General features: G+C 64.2%; 22 protein-coding genes. 12 read left to right on the forward strand and 10 right to left on the reverse strand.

Going from position 1 to position 23,202, the window contains the following annotated elements; all coding sequences use genetic code 11:
• Nucleotides 1–7: 7 nt before the first annotated feature.
• Complete coding sequence (locus tag FOY51_RS14640) at nucleotides 8–967, reverse strand: methyltransferase domain-containing protein (protein WP_187776326.1); 960 nt, start codon at nucleotides 965–967, stop codon at nucleotides 8–10.
• A gap of 144 nt (nucleotides 968–1,111) precedes the next feature.
• On the opposite strand from FOY51_RS14640, the gene FOY51_RS14645 reads away from it, so the two are divergent.
• Complete coding sequence (locus FOY51_RS14645; RefSeq protein ID WP_187776327.1) at nucleotides 1,112–2,017, forward strand: glycosyltransferase; 906 nt, start codon at nucleotides 1,112–1,114, stop codon at nucleotides 2,015–2,017.
• On the opposite strand, the gene FOY51_RS14650 is transcribed toward FOY51_RS14645, so the two are convergent.
• Nucleotides 2,014–2,856, reverse strand: coding sequence for an esterase/lipase family protein (locus tag FOY51_RS14650; RefSeq protein ID WP_235916341.1), 843 nt, complete (start codon nucleotides 2,854–2,856; stop codon nucleotides 2,014–2,016). The genes FOY51_RS14645 and FOY51_RS14650 overlap by 4 nt on opposite strands.
• Nucleotides 2,857–2,939: 83 nt before the next feature.
• Between FOY51_RS14650 and FOY51_RS14655 the strand changes: the two genes are divergently transcribed.
• From FOY51_RS14655 to FOY51_RS14675, 5 genes are all read left to right on the forward strand, one after another.
• The gene (locus FOY51_RS14655; protein WP_149431147.1) at nucleotides 2,940–3,974 is read left to right on the forward strand and encodes an alpha/beta hydrolase; all 1,035 of its coding nucleotides are present in this window, start codon (nucleotides 2,940–2,942) and stop codon (nucleotides 3,972–3,974) included.
• 6 nt (nucleotides 3,975–3,980) lie between these two features.
• Entirely contained in the window at nucleotides 3,981–5,642 is a 1,662-nt protein-coding gene (locus FOY51_RS14660) for an FUSC family protein (protein ID WP_235916344.1), read from the forward strand.
• Nucleotides 5,639–6,541 carry a catalase family peroxidase gene (locus tag FOY51_RS14665; RefSeq protein ID WP_149430984.1) on the forward strand — a complete coding sequence of 301 codons (903 nt, stop codon included), beginning with the start codon at nucleotides 5,639–5,641 and terminating at the stop codon, nucleotides 6,539–6,541. The genes FOY51_RS14660 and FOY51_RS14665 overlap by 4 nt, the downstream gene beginning before the upstream one ends.
• 258 nt (nucleotides 6,542–6,799) lie before the next feature.
• On the forward strand, nucleotides 6,800–8,425 hold the full coding sequence (gene groL, locus FOY51_RS14670; protein WP_149430985.1) for a chaperonin GroEL: 1,626 nt from the start codon (nucleotides 6,800–6,802) through the stop codon (nucleotides 8,423–8,425).
• A gap of 721 nt (nucleotides 8,426–9,146) precedes the next feature.
• Nucleotides 9,147–9,794 carry a TetR/AcrR family transcriptional regulator gene (locus FOY51_RS14675; protein WP_149430986.1) on the forward strand — a complete coding sequence of 216 codons (648 nt, stop codon included), beginning with the start codon at nucleotides 9,147–9,149 and terminating at the stop codon, nucleotides 9,792–9,794.
• Between the two features lie 20 nt (nucleotides 9,795–9,814).
• On the opposite strand, the gene FOY51_RS14680 is transcribed toward FOY51_RS14675, so the two are convergent.
• Nucleotides 9,815–10,030 (reverse strand): PspC domain-containing protein, encoded by a 216-nt coding sequence (locus FOY51_RS14680; RefSeq protein WP_149430987.1) that lies wholly within the window; start codon nucleotides 10,028–10,030, stop codon nucleotides 9,815–9,817.
• A 142-nt stretch (nucleotides 10,031–10,172) separates the two neighbouring features.
• Here FOY51_RS14680 and ppk2 point away from each other — a divergent pair, with 142 nt between their 5' ends.
• Nucleotides 10,173–11,102 (forward strand): polyphosphate kinase 2, encoded by a 930-nt coding sequence (gene ppk2 / locus FOY51_RS14685; protein ID WP_187776328.1) that lies wholly within the window; start codon nucleotides 10,173–10,175, stop codon nucleotides 11,100–11,102.
• On the opposite strand, the gene FOY51_RS14690 is transcribed toward ppk2, so the two are convergent.
• From FOY51_RS14690 to FOY51_RS14700, 3 genes are read right to left on the reverse strand one after another with little or no spacing between them, the layout of a single operon-like run.
• Entirely contained in the window at nucleotides 11,099–11,491 is a 393-nt protein-coding gene (locus tag FOY51_RS14690; RefSeq protein WP_149430988.1) for a hypothetical protein, read from the reverse strand. The genes ppk2 and FOY51_RS14690 overlap by 4 nt on opposite strands.
• Nucleotides 11,488–11,817 (reverse strand): hypothetical protein, encoded by a 330-nt coding sequence (locus FOY51_RS14695; RefSeq protein ID WP_149430989.1) that lies wholly within the window; start codon nucleotides 11,815–11,817, stop codon nucleotides 11,488–11,490. Before FOY51_RS14695 ends, FOY51_RS14690 begins: the two co-directional genes overlap by 4 nt.
• Entirely contained in the window at nucleotides 11,814–13,070 is a 1,257-nt protein-coding gene (locus tag FOY51_RS14700; protein WP_149430990.1) for a PepSY-associated TM helix domain-containing protein, read from the reverse strand. Before FOY51_RS14700 ends, FOY51_RS14695 begins: the two co-directional genes overlap by 4 nt.
• A gap of 85 nt (nucleotides 13,071–13,155) precedes the next feature.
• Between FOY51_RS14700 and FOY51_RS14705 the strand changes: the two genes are divergently transcribed.
• On the forward strand, nucleotides 13,156–14,016 hold the full coding sequence (locus tag FOY51_RS14705) for an alpha/beta hydrolase family protein (RefSeq protein ID WP_149430991.1): 861 nt from the start codon (nucleotides 13,156–13,158) through the stop codon (nucleotides 14,014–14,016).
• On the opposite strand, the gene FOY51_RS14710 is transcribed toward FOY51_RS14705, so the two are convergent.
• Nucleotides 13,976–14,692, reverse strand: coding sequence for a TetR/AcrR family transcriptional regulator (locus FOY51_RS14710; protein ID WP_149430992.1), 717 nt, complete (start codon nucleotides 14,690–14,692; stop codon nucleotides 13,976–13,978). The genes FOY51_RS14705 and FOY51_RS14710 overlap by 41 nt on opposite strands.
• Nucleotides 14,693–14,819: 127 nt before the next feature.
• The gene (locus tag FOY51_RS14715; RefSeq protein ID WP_149430993.1) at nucleotides 14,820–15,398 is read right to left on the reverse strand and encodes a helix-turn-helix domain-containing protein; all 579 of its coding nucleotides are present in this window, start codon (nucleotides 15,396–15,398) and stop codon (nucleotides 14,820–14,822) included.
• 66 nt (nucleotides 15,399–15,464) lie between these two features.
• Between FOY51_RS14715 and FOY51_RS14720 the strand changes: the two genes are divergently transcribed.
• Together FOY51_RS14720 and FOY51_RS14725 are read left to right on the forward strand one after the other, a co-directional pair.
• A complete protein-coding gene (locus tag FOY51_RS14720) occupies nucleotides 15,465–16,433 on the forward strand; it encodes an NAD(P)/FAD-dependent oxidoreductase (RefSeq protein ID WP_149430994.1) in 969 nt (322 codons plus the stop codon).
• Nucleotides 16,426–17,073 carry a class I SAM-dependent methyltransferase gene (locus FOY51_RS14725; protein ID WP_149430995.1) on the forward strand — a complete coding sequence of 216 codons (648 nt, stop codon included), beginning with the start codon at nucleotides 16,426–16,428 and terminating at the stop codon, nucleotides 17,071–17,073. Before FOY51_RS14720 ends, FOY51_RS14725 begins: the two co-directional genes overlap by 8 nt.
• Here FOY51_RS14725 and FOY51_RS14730 read toward each other — a convergent pair.
• Nucleotides 17,039–19,063 carry a prolyl oligopeptidase family serine peptidase gene (locus tag FOY51_RS14730; protein WP_149430996.1) on the reverse strand — a complete coding sequence of 675 codons (2,025 nt, stop codon included), beginning with the start codon at nucleotides 19,061–19,063 and terminating at the stop codon, nucleotides 17,039–17,041. The genes FOY51_RS14725 and FOY51_RS14730 overlap by 35 nt on opposite strands.
• A gap of 25 nt (nucleotides 19,064–19,088) precedes the next feature.
• Entirely contained in the window at nucleotides 19,089–20,651 is a 1,563-nt protein-coding gene (locus FOY51_RS14735) for a molybdopterin-dependent oxidoreductase (protein WP_149430997.1), read from the reverse strand.
• A gap of 84 nt (nucleotides 20,652–20,735) precedes the next feature.
• Between FOY51_RS14735 and FOY51_RS14740 the strand changes: the two genes are divergently transcribed.
• Together FOY51_RS14740 and lpdA are read left to right on the forward strand one after the other, a co-directional pair.
• The gene (locus FOY51_RS14740) at nucleotides 20,736–21,689 is read left to right on the forward strand and encodes a dipeptidase (RefSeq protein WP_149430998.1); all 954 of its coding nucleotides are present in this window, start codon (nucleotides 20,736–20,738) and stop codon (nucleotides 21,687–21,689) included.
• 98 nt (nucleotides 21,690–21,787) lie between these two features.
• Nucleotides 21,788–23,191 carry a dihydrolipoyl dehydrogenase gene (gene lpdA / locus FOY51_RS14745; protein WP_149430999.1) on the forward strand — a complete coding sequence of 468 codons (1,404 nt, stop codon included), beginning with the start codon at nucleotides 21,788–21,790 and terminating at the stop codon, nucleotides 23,189–23,191.
• Nucleotides 23,192–23,202: the final 11 nt, after the last annotated feature.

Genomic DNA, 23,202 nt, shown 5'->3' on the forward strand with positions numbered 1-23,202 from the left:
AGGTCGGCTACTTTCCGGAGATCATTCGCGAGCCCGCGGTTATCAATCGGGAGCCGGTCGAGACGACTTGGGTTCCGGCAGTATGGATCAACCACGCGATCGGCGATCGGTTACCGACCTCTGCAGCGGCTCGCTGCATGATCTCCGCGCGGTTGCGGTAGAAGCTCGTGGTGTCGGTCGACGACGGCGCGGCGTCGACGTTTCGCAGATGGACGTAGAACTCGAAGACGTTCGGCTGGCTGATCTCGATTGTCTCCAGCCGTATCAGTCCGAGGAAGCGAAGGTCGGCGAGCATCAGTTCGAGGCTGGCAGGAGTGAACGCCGAGCAGTGCGCGTCTGTGTACTCCACGTCCGTACCACCTTGCATCGACTGCCATTTCGCGTAGGCGTCCTCGATGTTCTCGTCCGGGGTCGGCACCGGCGTGAGCAAAGCACCCCAAGCGCCTCCGCCATTCAGGTTCGACCGTAGGGCTGTGCCCCTGAATACCTGGCCAGGCGTCGGGCGCTGCCGCTTTTCGTGAAATGCGTCGAGCCATTCGGACAGCTCGGTGACCGGGCGATAGAAGTCGAAGCAGAATCGTCGGTCCGGAACCGCAAGGGAGAGAACACCGCCGTCGGCAAGGACCTGTTGGCAACCTTGAAGAAATCGAATCGGATCGGGGAGATGCTCGAAATTGTGCGACGAGAGAATGTAGTCGAATCGTTTGTCGCCGAACTTGGCCGACACCAGGTCGGCGATATCTCCTGCCGACCCCTGGAGGTCGACTTCTTCGATCCGCTTCACGTTCGCGTCCGGAACCTCTGGGTCCGCTTCGGCCCGGCGGCGCAACTCGTCGGCGTCGAAGATGTCGAGGGAAATGCTCTGGAAACCGTCACTGCGAGACACGATGGGACTGTGATACGGCGCTACCTCGATGCCGACTTTCGATTTGTCGATGAACTTCAGTAGCTGGCCGATGCGATCCACGATTCGATGCCTCCCCGTTGGCTCGTAGCTGATTTGCCGACGAGCCGATGGTAACCCGGTCTCGAGATACGGTGGTGCGGCCACAGCCTTTCGAGCACCGGTCGTCAGCGGTGCTGCCGGTGCGATTTCTTTGGGGGTGCGAAATTGTCGGGCACAGCCGTGTTTGCGTGTTACAACCCATCCGACGATCTGCTGGAAAACTGCCGTCGGGTGCTCGAGCAGGGCCTTCGAGCCATTGTCGTCGACGACGGATCGCCGAAAGACATGTCAGCGTTGTACGCGCAGATCCGAGCGCTCGGGATCGAGCTGATCGAACTTGAACAGAATTCCGGAATCGGATTTGCGCTGAACCGGGGGATCGAGCGGTCTTTTGCCGACGGCGCCGATTTCGTGATCACTCTCGACCAGGACACGGTCCTGTGCGATGGCTATGTCGATTGCGTCGTCGAAACGTTGAAGCACGTCAGCACGGGGGGCCCGGTGCTGCTTGCGACCGAGGAGATCAGTGGATATCGTCCGCAAGATTTGGGCGAGCGTAACGGTTTGCGATTGTCACGGGAACCCTTGCAGTCGGGTCTCGTAGTCACGGCGAGGGCCTACGAAATCGTCGGCCTGCTGGACGAGCAACTGTTCATCGACTGTGTCGACACGGAGTACTATCTGCGGGCTCGCGAGCGAGGCGTCGAAACGTTGGTAGCTCCTGGCACGAAGACGATTCATGAACTCGGCGACGAGGTCGAAAGACGGGCACCACGGATTCTCTCGCTGACTCGTAAGGCCTACACGCTCCGCGAGCACGCGCCGTTCCGGTTGTATTACATCGCCCGCAATCGGGCATATGTGTACGCGCGATACGGCCGGAGACATCCGACGTGGTTGAAGAGCAGCAGCTACGAACTTTTCGTCACACTGTTCAACGAGATTGTGCTGCCACCGGATTCGACCCTGCGTCTGTTCCTGGTGTTGCGCGGGTTCTACGGCGCGGCGCGAAAAGAGTACGGGCGAATTCCGGCGCAGGTCGACGCACGTGCACGAAAGATTTCACGCTAGGTCGCGAGCGCATCGACGACATATCGAGCAACGATCGGATCTGCCATCAAGCCAAGGTGATTCACGTTGGATTCCGGATGCTCGTCCTGAACGACGATAGTCGTCGCATTCGGGCCTTCGACGCAACCACTCGTGTACGGCACCACAACCTGGTCGAGTGTCGTCACGATGTTGGTGTACGTCAACGCATCCGAGTAGATCCCATCGCGCGCCAGTTCGCGAAGGAAGGCCGAATCGGGCCGCATCTCCTGGCACGCCTTGCTGATTCCGTACAACACCCTGCGCGCGACGACCGATGTTCGGCGGCCCTTCAGCCAACGGGGGAGATCGATGGTGACGAACAGATCCGTTCCGCCCCACAGCGGAGCGAGGGAGACGTATTTGTCCACCTTGGCTGCCCCGCCGAGAAATTTGACGTAGTAGTTCGGCATCAAGGCGCCTTGGGAATGGCCGACTATGTCGACCTTGTCCGCTCCGGTGGCGTCGAGCACCCGATCGACGAACGCCGCCAACTGCCGGGCGCTGCGTTTCATCGAGGTGATGCCACCGATCGCGTCGATCGGCCATGGTGTGTGCGGGACTGCGCCGTAGGTCAAGGCGAACACTGTATAGCCCTCGTTGGACAGCAGCGGTGCGAGGGTCTGCCAATTGCCCTGCTTGTTTCCGCTCGTGCTGTGCACCAACACAACGGGATTCGGGTGGTCGGCGCTCGGCCTGCGCGTCCAGTCGTTTGCGCCGGGCGGCGAGCCGTGTCGATCGGCACGCTCCAACGCCAGCAGATTCGGAACGGCATACGGCACCGGCAGCGCACCGGCATCGGACCCGCTTCCAGTCGCCATGCTGGTCATCCTATGAAGCGCATGCCCTAGACTCCGCGCACGGTAGGGAATGGCTGATGACCGAACACTCGATTAGGGAGTTCATGTTGCGTGCGAGCCCGTTCGCCGGTTCTGCTCGAGCCCGAGCGATGCTGGTCGGGGTGATCGCCGCATCGGCAATCTCGTTGGTTTCGGTCCCCGCGGTAGCCACCGCCGATCCGGCGCCTGCACAGTCGGCCGGATCGCATCTCGTCAGCGCAAAGAAGACAGCCGCCCAGCGGATGACCGTCGTCGTCCACTCCGCCGCGATGGACAAAGACATCACCCTCGACGTGCTGCGTCCCGCCGACACCAGTGTGCCGCGCCCGACGCTCTATCTGCTCAGCGGCGTCGAGGGCGCGTCCGACATATACGGCTGGGCGAACAACACCGACGTTGTCCAGTACTTCGCCGACAAGAACGTCAACGTAGTGATTCCGTGGGGCGGCGCGTCCAGTTACTACTCGGATTGGAAGAACGACGATCCGACTCTCGGTCGCAACAAATGGTCCACCTTTCTGACCCGTGAGCTGCCGCCGGTGCTGAACTCGTCGCTCGGTGCCACCGGCGTGAATGCCCTTGCCGGAATGTCGATGTCGGGAACCTCGGCACTCAACCTGGCTATCGCCGCCCCCGGTCTCTACAAGGCAGTCGGCGCGTTCAGCGGCTGCGCGATGACCAGCGACCCGCTCGGTGCCGCCTACGTCGCGACCACCGTCGCAGACTTCTACGGCAATCCGATCAACATGTGGGGACTTCCGACCGACCCCACCTGGATTGCCAACGATCCGTACCGCAATGCCGAGAAGCTGCGCGGTACCCAGCTCTACCTGTCCAACGGCACCGGGTTGCCGGGCAAACACGACACGTTGAACTCGCCGTGGATCAACTCCGATCCCGCAGCGTTGGCAACAACGGTGCTCAAAGGCGGAACGCTCGAAGCCGCGACCGGAGTCTGCGCCCACCAGATGGCGGACCGGCTGGCGCAATTGCAGATTCCGGCCACCGTCAATTTTCATCCCGGCACGCACAGCTGGGGCTACTGGCAGGACGACCTGAGCAACTTCTGGCCCATGGCTGCCGCTGCGATCGGCGCCTGACCCACGGTGACGCCCGACCCCGAACTCCCCGTCGTCCAGCGCGGGCGGTCGATGTTCGTCGGGCTTCCGCCCGTCGGACGCCGGTGGAGTGCCGGGCTGCGTTCGGCATTCGCATTCGGGATTCCAGCGCTGATCGCGGTCACGATCGGCCACAACCAGCAGGCTCTCGTCGTGACGCTCGGCGCGTTCGCGGTGATCTACGGCGAGGGTCGTCCGTATCGGACACGCTGGTCGACGGTGTGCATCGCAGGCGCCGCGCTGTTCGGCGCGGCAGCGGTGGGGACTGTGGTCGGCAAGGCAGGCGGATCGCAGGTCGTCGAGGTGCTGGTGCTGGCGGTCGTCGCAATGATCGGGGCCTACGTGGTTGCCGCCGCGAGGCTCGGCCCGCCGGGATCGTTCTTCTTCGTGCTCGTGTGCGCCGTCGCGGTGCTGATGGCCAAGGGTGGGCTGTCGCCTGCGGTGATTCTGAGCTGCACCGCGATCGGGGTTGCCAGCGCCGTAGTGGTGTCGATGGCAGGCGTCGTGGTGGATCGACGCAAGCCGGAACGCATGGCCGTCGCAGCCGCGCAACGGTCCGTCGCCGCGTACCTGCAACAGCGTGAGAGCGGTGCGCCCGCGGGCAACGCTCGACATGACGCAGGCGCTGCCGTCCACGCGGCGTGGACAGCCGTCTACGACGCGGGTTTACCCGAACGAACCCCCAACTCCGCGTTGCCGCAGACGCTGCTGGACGCGCACATGCGCTTTGTCGGTATCGCCGTCGCCGACCCGGACACCGCGAACGATCGACAGGCTCCGCAACCTCGGCCGCAGATCCCGTTGGCACGGCCGTCGCTCGCGTACCGCCTCCATCGCTCGTTGTCCTTCCAGTCGCAAGCCGCGACAACCGCGATGCGAGTCGCCGTCGCCAGCCTGGTCAGCGGCGGGGTGAGCATTGCATTCGGCCTCCCTCGGCCGGATTGGGCGATCATCGCTGCGGTCCTGGTGCTGCACCAGGGTCCGGATCGAATTCGGGGGAGCGTGCGCGGTCTGCACAGATTTGTCGGCACCGCCGTGGGCCTGGTGTTTTTCGGCGTGCTTTTCCAGCTTTCGCTCACCGGAGTCTGGTTGATTCTGGTGTTGATGGCCTTGCAATTTCTGATCGAATTGTTCATCGCCCGCAACTATGGAATTGCCGTCGTATTCATCACGCCGGTGGCGTTGCTGATCGGTGGTGGATCGAATCCGAATATCGATATCGCAACCGTGATGCGCGATCGACTGATCGAGACGACGGTGGGAGTTGCCGTCGGCGTCGCTGCGTTGTGGCTCGTTGTTCCGCACGCGCACCGCCGGACCTTCGGATGGACCGCGGCCCGCACGCTCGACGCGGGGCAAGGCTTGATCGAGCTGGTGCGCCGGGAACGCACGGACACTCTCGCCGCGCTGCGTCTGCGCCGCGACCTGCAATTCGAACTCACCGGATGCGCACGAAGCGGTGTCGACTCCGCCTACAACGAGCGCTCGTGGACCGAACGCAATTGGTCCGCCCATGCCGCGGTCGGTCAACTCGGCTACGACCTGCTCGGCGCCTGTTGGTCCGCGCCCGACGGAACGTTGGCCGATCCGAACAGCTGGTCCGAGGATTTCCGGCGGGCACGCGAGGAACGGAATACGCTTCGACGATGATCGAGCCCGACGAAGCCCTTGACATCATGCACGCCAGATTCGGCGCCCACCCGCACCGTCGCGCATTGCACGCCAAGGGCAGCTGGCTCACCGGCACCTTTACTGCGACGCCTGCGGGCGCCGAGCTGAGTCGGGCAGCGCATCTGCAGGGCGAGTCGACGCCGGTTCTCGCGCGGGTGTCCAACGGAGCGGGTGACCCGACGCAACCCGATTTCGCGCCGGACGTGCGCGGTCTCGCCGTTTCCTTCACCCTCCCCGACGGTTCGAAGACGGACATGGTCGCGCAGAGCGTGCCGAAGTTCTTCACGCCCACCTCCGACGACTTTCTCGACTTCATCAAGGCGAACACCGGTCGGACTGCTCCGGTGAAGATGGCTGCCTTCTTCGCGCGTCATCCGAACGCCGCGCTCACTGTCCCCGGGAATGCGGCTGCCCTGCGCCCGATCCCGTCGTATGCCAACGCCAAGTACTTCGGGGTACACGCTTTTCGTTGGCTCGACGCTGCCGGACACGTCAGCAACGTGCGTTGGACGTGGCTGCCGCAGGCGGGCGACAAGCGGATCGGTCTGTCGACCGCTAAGTCCGGCGGTCCCGACTTTCTGCAGACGGAGATCGCTGTGCGGGTGGCGAAGGGGCCGGTGAAGTTCGATCTCGAGGTCACCGTCGCGAATCCCGACGACCGCACCGACGACCCGGCGTTGCAGTGGCCTGCCGATCGTCGACGGGTCGTCGTCGGCACGCTGGAGCTCACGGCAGCCGTGCCCGATCCCGAGGTCGACGGGTCGATCGTGGTGATGGATCCGACCCGGATGACGGACGGAATCGAGCTCTCCGACGATCAGGTCCTCGCCTACCGCGCCCGCGCGTACTCGGCGTCGGCGAACTATCGGTCGAAATGAGCCGTTACGCCCGTCGGTGAAATCTTGCACTCGACACACCCGAGTGCTAAAAAGGCTGTTGGCACTCTCCGTAGGTGAGTGCCAGGTTGGGACGGTGAGACCAGGTCCATCGACACCCCTGGTCGTCCGTCGCGGGCACCGAGCCTGGCCAGTAGTTCCAAAGGTCGACCCGACAAGCGGTCGTCCCTTGCTGATGAGGTCGACCCGACAAGCGGTCGGCCTGTGTGTCACTTCCAAATACTGGAGGATCACCTCGCAATGGCCAAGATCATCGCGTTCGACGAAGAGGCCCGTCGCGGCCTCGAGCGGGGCCTGAACGCCCTCGCCGACGCCGTCAAGGTGACGTTGGGCCCCAAGGGTCGCAACGTCGTGCTGGAGAAGAAGTGGGGCGCCCCCACGATCACCAACGATGGTGTTTCCATCGCCAAGGAGATCGAGCTGGACGACCCGTACGAGAAGATCGGCGCAGAGCTGGTCAAGGAAGTTGCCAAGAAGACGGATGACGTCGCCGGCGACGGAACCACCACCGCAACCGTGCTTGCTCAGGCACTGGTCCGCGAAGGCCTGCGCAACGTCGCAGCCGGCGCGAACCCGCTCGGCCTGAAGCGCGGCATCGAGAAGGCTGTCGAGGCTGTCACCGCTCGCCTGCTCTCCGACGCCGTCGAGGTCGAGACCAAGGAGCAGATCGCTGCTACCGCCGGTATCTCGGCAGGCGACCCGTCCATCGGCGAGCTCATCGCCGAGGCTATGGACAAGGTCGGCAAGGAAGGCGTCATCACGGTCGAGGAGTCCAACACCTTCGGCCTGCAGCTCGAGCTCACCGAGGGCATGCGCTTCGACAAGGGCTACATCTCGGGCTACTTCGCGACCGACGCCGAGCGTCAGGAAGCGGTCCTCGAGGACGCGTACGTCCTCCTGGTCAGCTCGAAGATCTCCACCGTCAAGGACCTGCTGCCGCTGCTGGAGAAGGTCATCCAGTCCGGCAAGCCGCTGGCCATCATTGCGGAGGACGTCGAGGGCGAAGCCCTGTCCACCCTGGTGGTCAACAAGATCCGTGGCACCTTCAAGTCGGTTGCCATCAAGGCCCCCGGCTTCGGTGACCGTCGCAAGGCGCAGCTCGCCGACATCGCCATCCTCACCGGTGGCGAGGTCATCAGCGAAGAGGTGGGCCTCTCCTTGGAGACCGCAGGCCTCGAGCTGCTCGGTAAGGCCCGCAAGGTCGTCGTCACCAAGGACGAGACCACCATCGTCGAGGGCTCGGGCGATTCCGATGCCATCGCCGGTCGCGTGAGCCAGATCCGTGCCGAGATCGAGAACAGCGACTCCGATTACGACCGCGAGAAGCTGCAGGAGCGTCTGGCCAAGCTGGCCGGTGGCGTTGCAGTCATCAAGGCCGGAGCTGCCACCGAGGTGGAGCTCAAGGAGCGCAAGCACCGCATCGAAGATGCCGTGCGCAACGCCAAGGCAGCCGTCGAAGAGGGCATCGTCGCCGGTGGTGGCGTAGCTCTGCTGCAGGCATCGCCTGCACTCGACGATCTGAAGGTCGAGGGTGACGAGGCCACCGGTGCGAACATCGTTCGCGTCGCGCTCGAAGCTCCGCTCAAGCAGATCGCCTTCAACGCCGGCCTCGAGCCCGGCGTGGTTGCCGAGAAGGTCCGTAACCTGCCCGCAGGTCACGGTCTCAACGCGCAGACCAACGAGTACGAGGACCTGCTCGCTGCAGGCATCAACGACCCGGTCAAGGTCACCCGCTCGGCACTGCAGAACGCAGCGTCCATCGCGGCTCTGTTCCTGACCACCGAGGCCGTTGTCGCCGACAAGCCGGAGAAGGCCGGAGCGCCCGCGGGCGATCCGACCGGCGGCATGGGCGGCATGGACTTCTAAGTCCCGCCCCTGCTTCACCTGGTACTGCAAAGGCCGATCCGCTCAGGCGGGTCGGCCTTTGTGCTGTTTCTCGGGTACTCGGTCGGGTTTATCGCATCAATTCGCGGCGATGGTCCGGTTGCGGTCGGTCGGCACTGCACACTCGCCGGTCGTAAGCCTTGAAAATGATCTTGGAAGTCACCGTTTACCGCGCCATAAAATACTAAAAAACTTCTCTTTATTGCTGGAAGTGTGTGGCCGCACTTTGTAACTTCGGAAGTGCGGCTTTCGGTCGTAATAAAAACCCCCTGAATGAACAATTCGAAGAAATGGAGCAATTCCATGGGTAGTTCGGACCTCAGCGTGCTGTCGGCCCTCCTCGACCTCTTTACGGCTCTCGGCAACTCGGGCTCATCCGGCACCAAGTAACCGACACCAAGCGGGACCCCGCGCTCAGCGGTGCCGCAGCGAGCGAGCCGCCGCAGTACGCGAGAAGAAGGCCCGATCCGCCCCCTCGGCGGATCGGGCCTTTCGGTATGCGGTGAACGGACAGTGAACAGTCGGCGGCTGATTACGGGTTTTCGCGAAGGCACCAATACGCTCTGGTCCCATGGATATCGACACGATCACGAACCTCCTCCTGCTGTTCACCTCGCTGGGCTCGGGCTCCGCGTAACGACCCTGCGCCATGCGCGGCCCGAACGCGACCGACCGCGTCCTCTCGAGTACTGTCGGCAGCGTTATGTCACAGGACTCAGGTGGTCGCACCTACGCCGGTCAGTCGGTCGAGGACCGACAGCGAGAACGACGTGCGCGCTTTGTCGAGTCCGGGCTGACCGTCTTCGCCCGTGACGGGTACGCAAGCAGCTCGGTCGGGGCCATCTGCAAGGACGCCGGACTCTCGTCTCGGCAGTTCTACGAGGAGTTCAACGGGCGTGAAGCATTGCTCGTCGAACTCTTCGACCTCATCGAACGCGACTCCCGCGAGGCCGTCTCCAACGCTTTGACGGCGGCCGGCGAGCTCGGGTTCGCGCAAATGATCGAGGCGTGCACCCGCGCGTACATCGAGTCAGTCGGGTCCGATCCGCGTCGAGCTCGCGTGTGCTTGGTCGAGGCGATCGGTGCCAGCCCGACGATGGAGAAGTACCGGCTTCAGCAGCGCAGGCTGTGGGCCGGCCTCCTCCAGGCGGTCGCCGAGGATGCCGCAACGCACGGCGACATCCCTGCCGGCGACTACCAGATGCGGGTCACCGCCGTGCTCGGCGCGGTCAACTACGTGGTCTACGACTGGACCATCGCCGATCCGCGGCCCCCCATGGACGATGTGATCCGCGTTCTCGGGCAGACCTTGATCGGCGCGATGGGCGGACGGAATCCGCGGGCGTCGTAAGGCGCGGATATCGGTTCGGTCTACTCCTGCGGCAGCAACATCAAGGCCGCCAGATACACCAGCGCGACGGTGCCGAAGGAGACGAACGCGCCGACGACGGTGAGTGCCCGAACCAGGTTCACGTCCCAGTCGAAGTACTCGGCGATGCCGCCACAGACACCGCCGACGATGGAGTCGGACTTGGAGCGGGCGAACGATCGGGTGGGTTCGGTTACTGCGTCGGAATGAATTGTCATGTCGCTCAGTGTTGTCGGAGCGCGGCCCTCGGCACATCGGGATCTTCCCCGATCTCTACCCTGATCTTCGCCCGCCCTCGCAGCGCCCCGCGTTCACCCTCGCGTCACCGCGTCGCCATCTTCGGGGGCTAGTTTTCGCCGGGTGACCAGCATCGATGACAGCCCAGCATTCCTCAGCGCCATAACGGATCTGCACACCGCGGTGGACCTTCGAGACACGTCGGGCTTCACCGTCGACGACAGCGACGACGACGATCCGGTGCTGCTCACCGTTCCCGACGGTCACATCGTCGACACCTGGCGCGAGGGCTACCCGTACGACGAGCGGATGTCGCGCGCCGAGTACGAGATGACCAAGCGCCTGCTGCAGATCGAGCTGCTGAAGTTGCAGAACTGGACCAAGTCGACCGGTCGTCGGATCGTGCTCGTCTTCGAAGGCCGCGACGCAGCAGGTAAGGGCGGCACCATCAAGCGATTCATGGAGCACCTGAATCCGCGCGGCGCCCGCGTCGTCGCACTGGTGAAGCCTTCGGTGCGCGAATCGACGCAGTGGTACTTCCAGCGCTACATCGACCACTTGCCCGCGGCAGGCGAGATGGTGTTCTTCGATCGGTCTTGGTACAACCGTGCGGGTGTCGAACGCGTCATGGGCTTCTGCACCGACGAGCAGCACGAGCGTTTCTTGCGGCAGGTCCCGCTCTTCGAGCAGATGCTCGTCGACGACGGAGTGGATCTGGTGAAGTTCTGGTTCTCGGTGTCCCCCTTGGAGCAGCGGACCCGTTTCGCGATCCGCCAGGTGGACCCGGTTCGGCAGTGGAAGCTGTCGCCGATGGACCTTGCGTCCCTTGACAAGTGGGACCGGTACACGGCGGCGAAGGAAGAGAACTTTCGCGCCACCGACACCGATCACGCGCCGTGGACGGTCGTGAAGAGCAACGACAAGAAGCGCGCCCGGATCAACGCGATGCGTCACGTGCTCGGACTGTTCGAGTACGACAACAAGGATCACGAGCTGGTCGGCCAGACCGATCCGCGGATCCTCGCGCGCGGCCGCGACATCCTGGACGACTAGTCCTCCGCGCCGACGCCGCGCAGCCAGACCAGCGACAGCACCGGTAGCGCGAGCGGAACGAATCCGTAGCCATGGCCGTATCCCGACCAGACGGTGTCGTCGGGAAACAGCTCCGACCACAGGACGCTCAGGGTGCCCACCGCAACAACGGCGACCAGTTCGATCGCGCACCACGTACGCGCGAGCGGCACGGCGGTGGGATCTCGCGATGCCGCTCGCAGCGCCGCGTATCCGACTCCGTAGACGACGGCGGCCAGCGCCGAAAAGGCGTATGCGACAGGGGCATGCGACGCGTGCAGGGCAAGCTGGACGATGCTCCGTGATGCCGCGGCGATGACGAACACGCCGTAGCAGAACAGCAGGACGTCGCCCGGGCCCAGCCGTTTCACCGCCCCGTCGCAGTCATGCGCACGACAACAACGGCGCAGACGACGAAGGCGGCCCCGAGCAACAGTCGCGCCCAGCGCCCGTCGTCCTTGCCGACTCGGGTCATTGCGACCGGCAGCACCAGCACCGGCGTCGCCAGGTAGGCCGCGTGTGTCGCTGGTTCGATGGGACGATGACCCGCCGCCATGGCGATCAGATCGACGGTGGCAAGCGTTGCCAGTAGTACTTCCACGCCGATCACGATCGGCAACGTCCGGCTGCGCGCGACGACGCACAGGGCTCCGATCAAGCAGGCCGTCGTCACCAGGAAACCGAGTCGGTCGGTCATCGGGTGGCGGCCCTGCGCCGCTTGGCGACGCCGCGTTTGAACAACCACGTGGACACACCGGTCACCATGAGTATCAGCGGCGTCATGCCGAAGCCGAACCAGATGGAGCGCCACCAACCGCTCACCAGCCAACCGAAGTGCGCGGGCTCGAACACTTTGTCGTAGAACGTGTTTGCCAGCGGCTGATCGTGGCTGGCGTCGGTGACCTTGACATCGTCGCGGTCGTGCGGGTTTATGTAGACCATCACGTCCCCGCTGTAGAACGCGCGTCCGCCGTACGGCGCGTAGTCGCCTGCGACCGCCACCGAGTAGTAGTCGGCATCCGGGGTTGGGACGGTCAGATAGCTGACCCGTCCTGCGGCATGGGAGAGCGCGACGTCGGCGGCCTCCGTGACCGAGAGCGTCGGCCGGTCCGCCGCTCCTTCCCGCGGTGTGAAGGTGAATCGCGATTCGTCGACGGTGGAGTTACCGCCGGTCATCGCCAGCCATGCCTTTTCCACAACCGGCAATTCGAAGGCGGCGCCGGTGATGCCCCACATCAGGAGAAAGGGGATGGACACGATGCCGATCACGTTGTGCAGGTCCAGATCTCGGGCATAGCGTCCTTTCTTCAGACGCAGCCGGAAGCCGTGTGAGAAGCGGGCGAACGTGGGCCACCACAGAATGATCCCGGAGATGCCGAGCAGCACCATGAACAGTCCGAGCGTGCCGAGAATCAGTGCCCCCCAGGTGATCCCGTTGAGCCAGGTGGTGCCGAGCGTAGGCACAGGATGGGAAAGCGTGCCGACGGTGCCGGGACTGCCCGCGCATGTGAAGGCGCAGTCGTGCATGTTGACCAAGAAGCCGAGCACGCCACCGTTCAAGTCGGCAAACCCGTTGATGTGGCCTGTGCCGGGGTCAACGGCGTAGGCGGAGGAGTAGTCCGCCGAACCCACGGCGAGAATTCCGCCGTCGGGGCTCACCCACCCTGCCGGAAAGTCGGGGTGGGCGCGCTGCACAACTTGCATCGCTTGCTCGGCGTCCATCGGCGTGGTGCTCGCGGTGTGCTGATAGAACGTCGAGTGCGTTGCCCGGAAGAGTTCCGCGTTGTACAGCAGGATCGCGCCGGACGTCGTCTCCACCACAAGGAACATTCCGAGGATCAGCGCCGACCAGCGGTGGGTGTAGTCCCATGCGCGTCGAAGCGGGCGTTTACGGACCCGTCGTCGGGTCGGCGGGCGCTTGCTGGGCGCTTCGCTTAGCTCGGCTGTCACGCAAAGTAGGTTAGCCTCAGCTAATCAACGAAACAAGTTTGCCAAGAGAAAGAATTGCACCGGCGACGGCGTAATCTCCACTCCTGTGGAGACGGTTCCGATCCAGATGCCCGACGGCAGCACCTCGCCCGTCCGACTGATTCCGGCCGACGAGGCTCGTAGCCGAAAGGCGACGCCCGACGCACCCCGCCCGGTCGTGGTGATCGTGCCCGGCCTCGGTATTCCCGGCGGCTACTACGACCTGTTCGCGAAGGAATTGTCCGCTCGCGGATTCGACGCTGCCATAGGGGAATTGCGCGGCCAAGGAGACAGCAGGCCACGGCCCAGTGCGGAGAGTCGCTTCGGCTACCACGAGCTGGTGTCCGTCGATTTCCCCGCGATGTTCGAGGTGGTCCGCGAACGCTTCCCGGACAGCACGCCATACCTGTTGGGGCACAGCATGGGTGGGCAGTTGGGAGTGCTGTACGCCGCGCGGATCCGGGGTCGACTCGGTGGGCTCATCCTTGTCGCGTCCGGCACGCCGTACTACCGCGGCTTCGCCGGTGTCAAGTCGCCCGGTCTGCTGGTGGGATCCGCAGCCATGTCCTTGACGGCGAACATCGCGGGGTTCTGGCCTGGCGATCGCATCGGCATCGGGGGATTCGGAAGGCAGTCCAAGGTGCTGATCTCCGATTGGTCACGCTTGGCGCGAACAGGCAAGTTCGATCCCGACGGAGCGGACATCGACTACGAGGAGCGGATTGCCCGGTTGAAACTTCCCGTCCTGTCGATCACCATCGACGGCGACGACGTCGCTCCCAGTGGTTCCGCCGACCACCTCGTCGAGAAGCTCCCGGACGCGGATGTCACCACCTGGCTGCAGCCGGAACCGTTGGGGCACAACGGCTGGATTCGTAAACCGGTGACTACGGTCGACCGAATCGAGGCGTGGCTGCACGATCGCTGATCGCCTTCTTCTCCGCAAGTGCGATCAGCCCGTTGATGTAGGTGTCGATACCGAGACTGTTGAACTCTTCGCGGTCTTCGACCTTTGCGATCACGGCCGCAGATTCGACGATGTGTGGATACTTGTCGTGCGGCAACGTCTTCAGCATCTTCTCGTACCCGTCCAGAATCTGTGCACGCCGTACCGCTTCGATGGTGGTGTCCGTGAACAACGGTTCGACCACCAATCCGATCACCACGCGCGTGCCGTGGCGGGCGAGTTGGGTTGCTTCGCGAACGTCGAATCCGGCCGAACGCATCAGGGCCAGCGACGTTTCCGTCATCGCGCGCCCGTTTTCCGAGTAGAGCATTCGCGGAACGACGATCGCGGCCGCGCCGGGATAGCGCGTGAGCACGTCGAGCAGGTCGGTGTAGATCGTGCGCAACTGTTCGTGCCACGGGGCCGCGGGATCGTTCGCGAGCACGAAATCGCGGCACACGCGATCGCCCATCGCTTCGAACAATTCGTCCTTGTTCTCGACATGCCAGTAGATCGCCATCGGTGACACATCGAGGGTGTCCGCAAGCTTGCGGATGGTCACTTTCGCCACGCCGTTTCGGTGTGCGATGTCCAAGGCGGCCTCGACTACGGCATCCTTGCTCAGAGTTGGCTTACCGTTTGCTGATCGACGAGACACATTTCAACTATACGCACGTACGAGATGCGAAAAACACCCCTATGAGCTGGAATATTGCCGCTGATGACGAGCATGCGGTCGCGTATTCGCGCCTTTCTCGACCATTTGCTCGTGATCAGCTCGGGGGTTACTCACTCGGCTTCGCCCTGACATGAGCCCGTTCGCCCTGCTTGCCGAAGAGGCAGAGAAATTCGACCGGCTCGCTGTCCGCCCCGCCGAACCAGTGCGGCACATGAGTGTCGAACTCAGCTGCCTCGCCGGGCAGCAGCACCAGGTCCTGCTCGCCGAGTATCAGCCGCAACCGTCCGTTGAGCACGTAGACCCACTCGTAGCCTTCGTGTGTCCGCGGGTCCGGGACCTCGGTGCCAGTGCTGCCGGGGATCACTTGCTTGAACGCCTGGATACCACCCGCGCGGCGGGTCAGAGGGACGAAGGTTCGGCCGTGGTGGTGGATCGGTCGCAGGTGGATGCGGGGGTCGCCGGTGTCCGGCGCGCCGACCAACTCGTCGAGGGGTACGCCATATGCCTTCGCGAGCGGGAGCAGTAGCTCCAGGTTCGGTTTGCGTTGCCCCGCTTCGAGGCGGGACAGCGTGCTGACCGAGATTCCCGTTTCCGCGGCGAGGTCGGTGAGGGTGACATCCCGCTGTTGGCGCAACGCACGCAGTCGTGGGCCGACGGCGGTGAGCACATCATCGAGTTCGTCCATGACGCTAGTTTGCCATATCGGCAACAATGTTTGCCAAAACTGAATGCGGGCAGGCATGGTGATCTCATGAACGAAAAGACACAGAACTACGACGTTGCGGTCATCGGCGGTGGCGCCGCCGGCCTCAACGGTGCACTCATGCTGGCGCGCGCTCGGCGCTCGGTAGTCGTGATCGATGCCGGTGAACCCCGCAATGCGCCGGCAGATGGCGTGCACGGCTTCATCACTCGCGACGGCATCAAGCCCGCAGAGCTGGTGCGGATCGGGCAGGACGAGGTGCGCGGGTACGGCGGGACCATCGTCTCGGGATCGGTCCACACAGTGCGGCGAGACGCGGACCGGTTCGTCGTCGTGCTCGACGACGGCGTCACGTTCGGAGCTCGCCGACTGCTGGTGACCACCGGCCTTGTCGACGAGCTGCCGGACGTCACCGGCCTCGCCGAGCGGTTCGGACGCGACGTGCTGCACTGCCCGTACTGCCATGGGTGGGAGGTTCGCGATCAGGCGATCGGCATCCTGGCAACCGGTCCGTTCGGCGTGCATCAGGCGCTGATGTTCCGTCAGTGGAGCCCGACCATCACGCTGCTGCTGAACGACGCGTATCAGCCCAGCGCAGAAGAGGCCGAGCAGTTCGCTGCCCGGGGTATTGCGGTAGTGGAAGGCAAGGTCGCGGCGCTGGAGATCGACGACGACGCGTTGGCAGCGGCGCTACTCGACGATGGCACCCGCCTGGAGATCACCGCGCTCGCGGTCATGCCACGGGTGGCGGTACGCGCGGCATTTCTCACCGAGCTCGGACTGGTACCCACCCCGCACGAGATGGGTATCGGCGACTACATCGTCACCGACGCAACAGGTTCCACGGTCGTACCCGGCGTGTGGGCGGCTGGAAATGTCGCCGACCCGATGCTGCAGGTCGGTGCCGCGGCCGCGGCGGGTGCTCGGGCGGGCGCCGTGGTGAACGCCGATCTGATGAACGAGGACACACAATTGGCTGTGGCCCAATACCGACGCAAGGGAGCACTCGATGTCTGAGCAGTTCGACAAGGAATTCTGGGACGATCGCTACGGTTCCCAGCCTGCGATCTGGAGCGGCAAACCGAACGTCAACCTGGTGGCCGAGGCCTCCGATCTTGCGCCGGGAACCGCTCTGGAGGTCGGGAGCGGTGAAGGTGCGGATGCAATCTGGCTGGCTCAACGTGGTTGGCGGGTAACGGGAACCGATATCTCGACGGTGGCGCTCCAGCGGGCAGGCGACCATGCCGAGCAGGCAGGCGTCACCGGCATCGACTGGCTGCAGGCCGATCTGATGCAGCCGTGGGATCCGCCGCACACCTACGACCTGATCTCGGCTCAGTACATGCACCTGCCGACGGTCGAGCGGACCAGATTGTTCCGGACGTTGGCGGCTGCGGTGGCACCGAACGGAACGTTGCTGATCGTGGGGCATCATCCGTCGGACATGGAGACCTTGATGAAGCGGCCCAATGTTCCCGACCTCTTCTTCACCGGCGACGACATCGTCGCCCTGCTCGATCCGACGGAATGGGAGGTGGTGACCAACACCGCCGCACCCCGACCCGCCCACGTGCACGACGAGGAGATCGTCATCCACGACGCGGTGCTGCGGGCTCGAAAGATCAGTGCCAAACGCCTCCGCGCAGGTGCTCGTTGAAGAATTCGTAGGCGAGTGCGGTCTGGAATGCGGCCTGCTTGTTGTCCGCGGCACCGCCGTGGCCGCCCTCGATGTTCTCGTAGTACCAAACCTGTTGGTGGCCTTCTTCTTCCAGGCGGGCGACCATCTTGCGGGCGTGGCCGGGGTGGACCCGGTCGTCGCGCGCGGACGTGGTGAACAGGATCGGCGGGTACGACGCGTCGGCGCTGGTGTTCTGATACGGCGAGTACTGCTCGATGTAGGCCCACTGTTCGGCGTCGTCGGGATCGCCGTACTCCGCAACCCAGGACGCGCCCGCGAGCAGCAGGTGATAGCGCTTCATGTCCAGCAGCGGCACCCGGCAGACCAACGCGCCGAACAGCTCTGGGTACTTGGTGAGCATGATGCCCATCAACAGTCCGCCGTTGCTGCCGCCGACCGCACCGAGCTGCTTGGGCGTTGTGATGCCGCGCGTCACCAAATCCTGTGCGACAGCGGCAAAGTCCTCGTGCACCTTGTGGCGGCCTGCCTTCTGCGCCTGGGTATGCCAGTCCGGCCCGTATTCGCCGCCGCCGCGGATGTTCGCCGTCACCGAGATGCCGCCGTCGTCGAGCCACGCCACGCCGCTGACACTGCCGTAGCCGGGGGTCATCGAATTCTCGAAACCGCCGTAGCCGGACAACACCGTCGGCCCGGTCGCGCCTTCCTTGCGTACGACGAAATAAGGCACCTGAGTCCCGTCCAGCGACGTCGCGAAGAACTGCTCGGTGACCATGCCGCTGGCATCGAAGAACGCGGGCGACTGCTTGAGCAACTCGATCGGTTTGCCCACCGCCCCGTAGAGCAAGGACGCCGGAGTGGTGAATCCGCTGGACGCCAGCAGGAACTCGTCGCCGTTCTCGAGCGGATCGACCGACATCACCTCGGTGGTCGCCATCGACGGTGCGTCGGCGAGCGGCGCAGTGGTCCAGCCCGCGTCGGTGGGAGTCATCGAATACAACTTGGTCTGGACATCCGACAGCGTGACCAGCAGCAGGTGGTTCTCGGTCCAGCCGTACTGGTGCAGGGACGTGTGCGCGTCCGGCTCGAACAGCACGTCGAATTGTCTTGCGCCGGTGAGGAACGCGGGAAAATTCGTGGCCAGCAACGCGCCGGCCGGATACACGACGCCCTCGACCGTCCACGGGCTGTTGGTCCGAATCAGCAGCCAGTCCTTGTAGCAGCTGACGGATGCATCGGTGGGTGCGTCGATCGACGTCAGTGATCCGTCGTCGGCGAGCAAATACTTCTCGGTGTTGAAGAAGTCGGTGCCGCGACGCACGAAATGCCGCTCGTAACCTGGGGTCCGGTCGTAGCCGGCGCCGATCGATATGTCGGAGGTCTCGCCCTCGAACACGGTTTCGGCAGCTTCGAGCGGGGTGCCGCGACGCCAGCGCTTGACGATGCGCGGGTAGCCGGAGTCGGTCAGCGATCCCTCACCGAAATCCGTTCCGACATAGACGGTGTCGGCGTCGATCCAACTCAGCGACGTCTTTGCCTCCGGCACGAAATAGCCGTCTTCGACGAAAGTCCTTGTTTCCATATCGAATTCGCGATCGACCCCGGCATCCGCTCCGCCGCGCGACAAGCTGATCAGGGCGTGCTGCTGGCCGGGGCGAAGAACCGATGCACCGCCCCACACCCAGTTCTCGTCCTCCGCGGTGGCGAGAGCGTCCAGGTCGAGCAGAACGTCCCACTCCGGCTTGTCGAGCCGGTACTGGTCGAGCGTGGTGCGCCGCCACAACCCGCGCGGGTGCTCGGCGTCGCGCCAGAAGTTGTACCAGTACTGACCGCGTCGGCCCGGATAGGGGATTCGCGCGTCCGTGTCGAGAATGTCGAGGATCTGCTTCTCGAGAGTCGTGAAGCGCTCGCTCGACGCAAGAGCCGCAACAGTGCGTTCGTTGCGTTCGCGCGCCCAGTCCAGCGCGGACTCGTCGGTGACATCTTCCAACCACAGATAAGGATCGCTCACCAGCCCATTGTGGCCGAGCGGAAAATCAGCGGACTATGAAGGTGCGCGTATGCCAACCGGTCGAACCACCGGGAATGGGCGGTGTGCGCTCCTCCACCTGCACGTTGCCGTCCAGATCGGTCGCACGAACCTGGGCGATGTGGTTGCCGGTCGGTGCGTCCCATTCCCACGTCCACTGCCGCCAGGTGTCGATCGAGTACTCGGGCGCGAGGGTGGCAGGCTTCCACTCGTCGTCGCCGATGCGCACCTCTACCTTCTCGATTCCACGATGCTGCGCCCAGGCCGTTCCGGCGATGACGATCGGACCCGGCTGCATCGGCGCGAGTGCTGCGGGGACATCGATCCGTGACGCCGTCTTGATCGGGGCCTTGTCGCCCCACCCGCGCTTCGTCCAGTACGCCTGCGCCTTGTCGAACCGGGTGAGTTCCCAATCGACCACCCACTTGCAGGCCGAGACGAAGCCGTACAGACCAGGCACTACCTGGCGAACGGGGTAGCCGTGCTCGAGCGGCAGGGGTTGCGCATTCATCGACACAGCGAGAATGGCGTCACGCCCGTCGCGCAGCACCTCGACCGGTGTGCCGGACGTGAACCCGTCGACGCTGGTGGAGAGCAACATATCGGCGTCTGGATGCACGCCTGCCTCGTCGAGCAGGTCCTTGATGCGGTAGCCGATCCAGGTGGCGTTGCCAGCGAGCGGACCGCCCACCTCGTTGGAAACGCAGGTCAGCGTGATCACTCGTTCGATCGGTTCGCGGCCCATCAGGTCGTTCCAGTCGATGGTGATCTCACGGTCCACCATCCCGTGGATGTGCAGCTGCCAGTCGCCGGTGGTGAGTTGCGGGACCTGCAGCGCGGTGTCGATCCGATAGAAGGTGTCGTTGGGAGTGACGAACGACGTGCTGCCGGGGACACCGATATCGGTCCCCGCAGGGATCGCCTTTGCCCGGTCGGTCACACGCGGAAGTCGGAAGTTGGCGCGGTCCTCCACGATGCCTGCGATGCGCTGACCGATGTAGCGGCCTGCTGCACCCGCGGCAGCCGCTGCGGCCGCGGCACTTGCGGCGAGCACCAAAAATTTGCGGCGCGGTAGAAAGGAGTTGTCGATCCGTGGTTGCTCGGCTTGCGTGCCGAAGAGATTGGCGTTGAGCAGTCGTAGCACCGCGACGCCGACGATCAGACCGCCGACGGTGGGCAGCGCATAAGTCCAGTCGGCGCCGATCCGCTGCATCGCGGCGTAGATCGACACCAGGCTCAGCACGACGAGGATCGCGCTGCCGATCGGGCGACGCGGACGCTCGACCAGACCGGCGAGGGCGCCGATCAGCACCATCGCGATGCTCATGCCGATGAACAGCGCAGGCTTGTCGTTGGTGCCGAAGGTGTGAATGGCGAACTCGCGAGCCCACTCCGGCGCGCGATCCACTGTCGTCGTACCGACGGCGAAGAACGGCGAGCTGTTCGGCTGGATAGGTGCGGCGATCAACTCGCCGAAGCCGATCACCGACGCCGCGGCAATGACACCCGACACCGCACGCGCGATGAAGCGATGACGCGTTCGCGTTGGTCGATCGGTCACAGTCGTCATACCTGTGCTTCGGATCAGTCACGAATTCAGACTGGTCAGCGCGTGCGGCGATGCAACGACGAGCGCCCGGCTTATCGTTGCCCGATGCGCGATCGCCTGTGGGAACAGCATTGCTGCCTGCCGCTGCACCACCAGGCGGACATCACCGAACTCGCGCGATATCCATTGGGCAGCTACCTGTCGATCAACATCGGCTATTCGCCGCAGTCGTCGGCGGAGTCGACCGCGTTGGCCGAAACGTTTCGCGACGCTGCGACGGCAGACGGTCGATTTCGACTTGTCCGGAGCATCGACGACATCGACGTGACCGATCGCATTGCGCTCGCCTTCGACCTGGAGGACTCCGGGCCGTTGGAGGGCGACTTGGGCAACGTCGCGCACTTCTACGACCTCGGTGTGCGATCGATGTTGCCGTCGTACAACCACGCCAACGCCGCCGGCTGCGGTTGTCTCGATTTCAACGACACCGGCCTCACCGCTTACGGTCGCGATCTGGTGCGCGAGATGAACGCGGTGGGTATGTTCGTCGACGGATCGCACTGCTCGATGCAGACAGGACTGGACCTGTCGGCGGCAAGTTCACTGCCGATGATCTACAGCCACAGCAACTTCGCCGCCCTGTACCCGCATCCGCGCAACATCACCGACGAGCAAGCGCGAGCCTGCGCCGAAACCGGTGGCGTGATCGGCGTCAACGGCGTCGGAATCTTTCTCGGAATCAACGGCCCGGAGCAGCAGCGTGAGCGTGTCGAAGCAATGGCCGATCACATCGAGTACGGGGTCGATCTGGTCGGGGTGGACCACGTAGGTGTCGGTTCGGACTACTCGTTCGACAACGAAGAATTCAACGCCGAAATCGCACTGAATCCACAGGCGTTCTCGGCGGCGTACACGGCGTGGGGTCCGCTGCGATGGGTGCCTCCAGAAGATGTGCTGACGCTCGGGAATGTGCTGCGCGGCAGGGGATTCGACGATGCGTCGGTTGCCGCTGTGCTGCGCGGCAACTTCGAGCGGGTCGCGCGTGCGGTGTGGCGCTGATCGGCGTCGGCGTTGTTACTCGCTGGTAGGGGTAAATGGGTGCCGCGATGCGCCGATCCGCCCGCATCGGCAGATTCCCGTCGACTACCCTGAGCGACGTGACTTCTCACTATGACGTCGTTGTTCTCGGTGCAGGCCCCGGCGGATATGTTGCCGCCGTGCGAGCGGCCCAACTCGGGCTGAGCACCGCCATTGTCGAGCCGAAATATTGGGGCGGCGTGTGCCTCAACGTCGGCTGCATCCCGTCGAAGGCGCTGCTCCGCAACGCCGAGTTGGCGCACCTCTTCACCAAGGAAGCGAAGACCTTCGGCATCTCCGGTGAGGCGTCGTTCGATTTCGGTGCCGCCTACGACCGCAGCCGCAAGGTGGCCGAGGGTCGCGTCAAGGGCGTGCACTTCCTGATGAAGAAGAACAAGGTCACCGAGTACGAGGGCAAGGGTTCGTTCACCGACGCGAACACCTTGAACGTCGAGCTCACGAGCGGTGGCACCGAGACGATCACGTTCGACAACGTCATCATCGCGACGGGCAGCACCACCAAGCTGCTGCCGGGCACGCAGCTCAGCGACAACGTGGTTACCTACGAAGAACAGATCATGACCCGTGAGCTGCCCGGGTCGATCATCATCGTCGGCGCAGGCGCGATCGGCATGGAGTTCGGCTACGTGCTGACCAACTACGGTGTCGATGTCACGATCGTCGAGTTCCTCGATCGCGCGCTGCCCAACGAGGACGCGGACGTCTCGAAAGAAATCGAGAAGCAGTACAAGAAGCTGGGCGTCAAGATCAAGACCGGCGCCGCGGTGCAGAGCATCGAAGACGACGGCTCCAAGGTGTCGGTGTCGATCAAGGACAACAAGTCCGGCGACATCGAGACGGTCACGGTCGACAAGGTGATGCAGTCCGTCGGGTTCGCGCCGCGCGTGCAGGGCTACGGGCTCGAGAACACCGGCGTCGAATTCAGCGATCGTGGCGGCATCGCCATCGACAACCAGATGCGCACCAACGTCCCGCACATCTACGCGATCGGCGATGTGACGATGAAGCTGCAGTTGGCGCACGTCGCCGAAGCGCAGGGTGTCGTTGCATCGGAGACGATCGGCGGCGCCGAGACGCTGCCCATCGACGACTACCGGATGATGCCGCGTGCCACGTTCTGTCAGCCGCAGGTCGCAAGCTTCGGTCTGACCGAGCAGCAGGCCCGCGACGAGGGCTACGACGTCAAGGTCGCCACCTTCCCGATGATGGCCAACGGCAAGGCGCACGGCCTCGGCGATCCCACCGGTTTCGTGAAGCTGATTTCGGATCAGAAGTACGGCGAGCTGATCGGTGGCCACCTGATCGGCCCCGATGTCTCCGAACTGCTGCCCGAGCTCACGCTCGCCCAGAAGTGGGACCTGACGGTCAACGAGCTCGCCCGCAACGTCCACACCCACCCGACGCTCAGCGAAGCGCTGCAGGAAGCGATCCACGGCCTCGCGGGCCACATGATCAACCTGTAGGTGCGGCTTCG

The sequence above is a fragment of the Antrihabitans cavernicola genome, assembly GCF_008297975.1.
In the GTDB taxonomy this organism is placed as follows: Bacteria; Actinomycetota; Actinomycetes; order Mycobacteriales; family Mycobacteriaceae; genus Antrihabitans; species Antrihabitans cavernicola.

Coding starts and splice junctions, on each gene's coding strand:
- FOY51_RS14650 (WP_235916341.1), bottom strand. CDS start 2,856: ATGGCGACTGGAAGCGGGTCCGATGCCGGTGCGCTGCCGGTGCCGTAT.
- FOY51_RS14655 (WP_149431147.1), top strand. CDS start 2,940: ATGTTGCGTGCGAGCCCGTTCGCCGGTTCTGCTCGAGCCCGAGCGATG.
- FOY51_RS14665 (WP_149430984.1), top strand. CDS start 5,639: ATGATCGAGCCCGACGAAGCCCTTGACATCATGCACGCCAGATTCGGC.
- groL (WP_149430985.1), top strand. CDS start 6,800: ATGGCCAAGATCATCGCGTTCGACGAAGAGGCCCGTCGCGGCCTCGAG.
- FOY51_RS14675 (WP_149430986.1), top strand. CDS start 9,147: ATGTCACAGGACTCAGGTGGTCGCACCTACGCCGGTCAGTCGGTCGAG.
- FOY51_RS14680 (WP_149430987.1), bottom strand. CDS start 10,030: ATGACAATTCATTCCGACGCAGTAACCGAACCCACCCGATCGTTCGCC.
- FOY51_RS14695 (WP_149430989.1), bottom strand. CDS start 11,817: ATGACCGACCGACTCGGTTTCCTGGTGACGACGGCCTGCTTGATCGGA.
- FOY51_RS14715 (WP_149430993.1), bottom strand. CDS start 15,398: ATGGACGAACTCGATGATGTGCTCACCGCCGTCGGCCCACGACTGCGT.
- FOY51_RS14720 (WP_149430994.1), top strand. CDS start 15,465: ATGAACGAAAAGACACAGAACTACGACGTTGCGGTCATCGGCGGTGGC.
- FOY51_RS14725 (WP_149430995.1), top strand. CDS start 16,426: ATGTCTGAGCAGTTCGACAAGGAATTCTGGGACGATCGCTACGGTTCC.
- FOY51_RS14735 (WP_149430997.1), bottom strand. CDS start 20,651: ATGACGACTGTGACCGATCGACCAACGCGAACGCGTCATCGCTTCATC.
- FOY51_RS14740 (WP_149430998.1), top strand. CDS start 20,736: ATGCGCGATCGCCTGTGGGAACAGCATTGCTGCCTGCCGCTGCACCAC.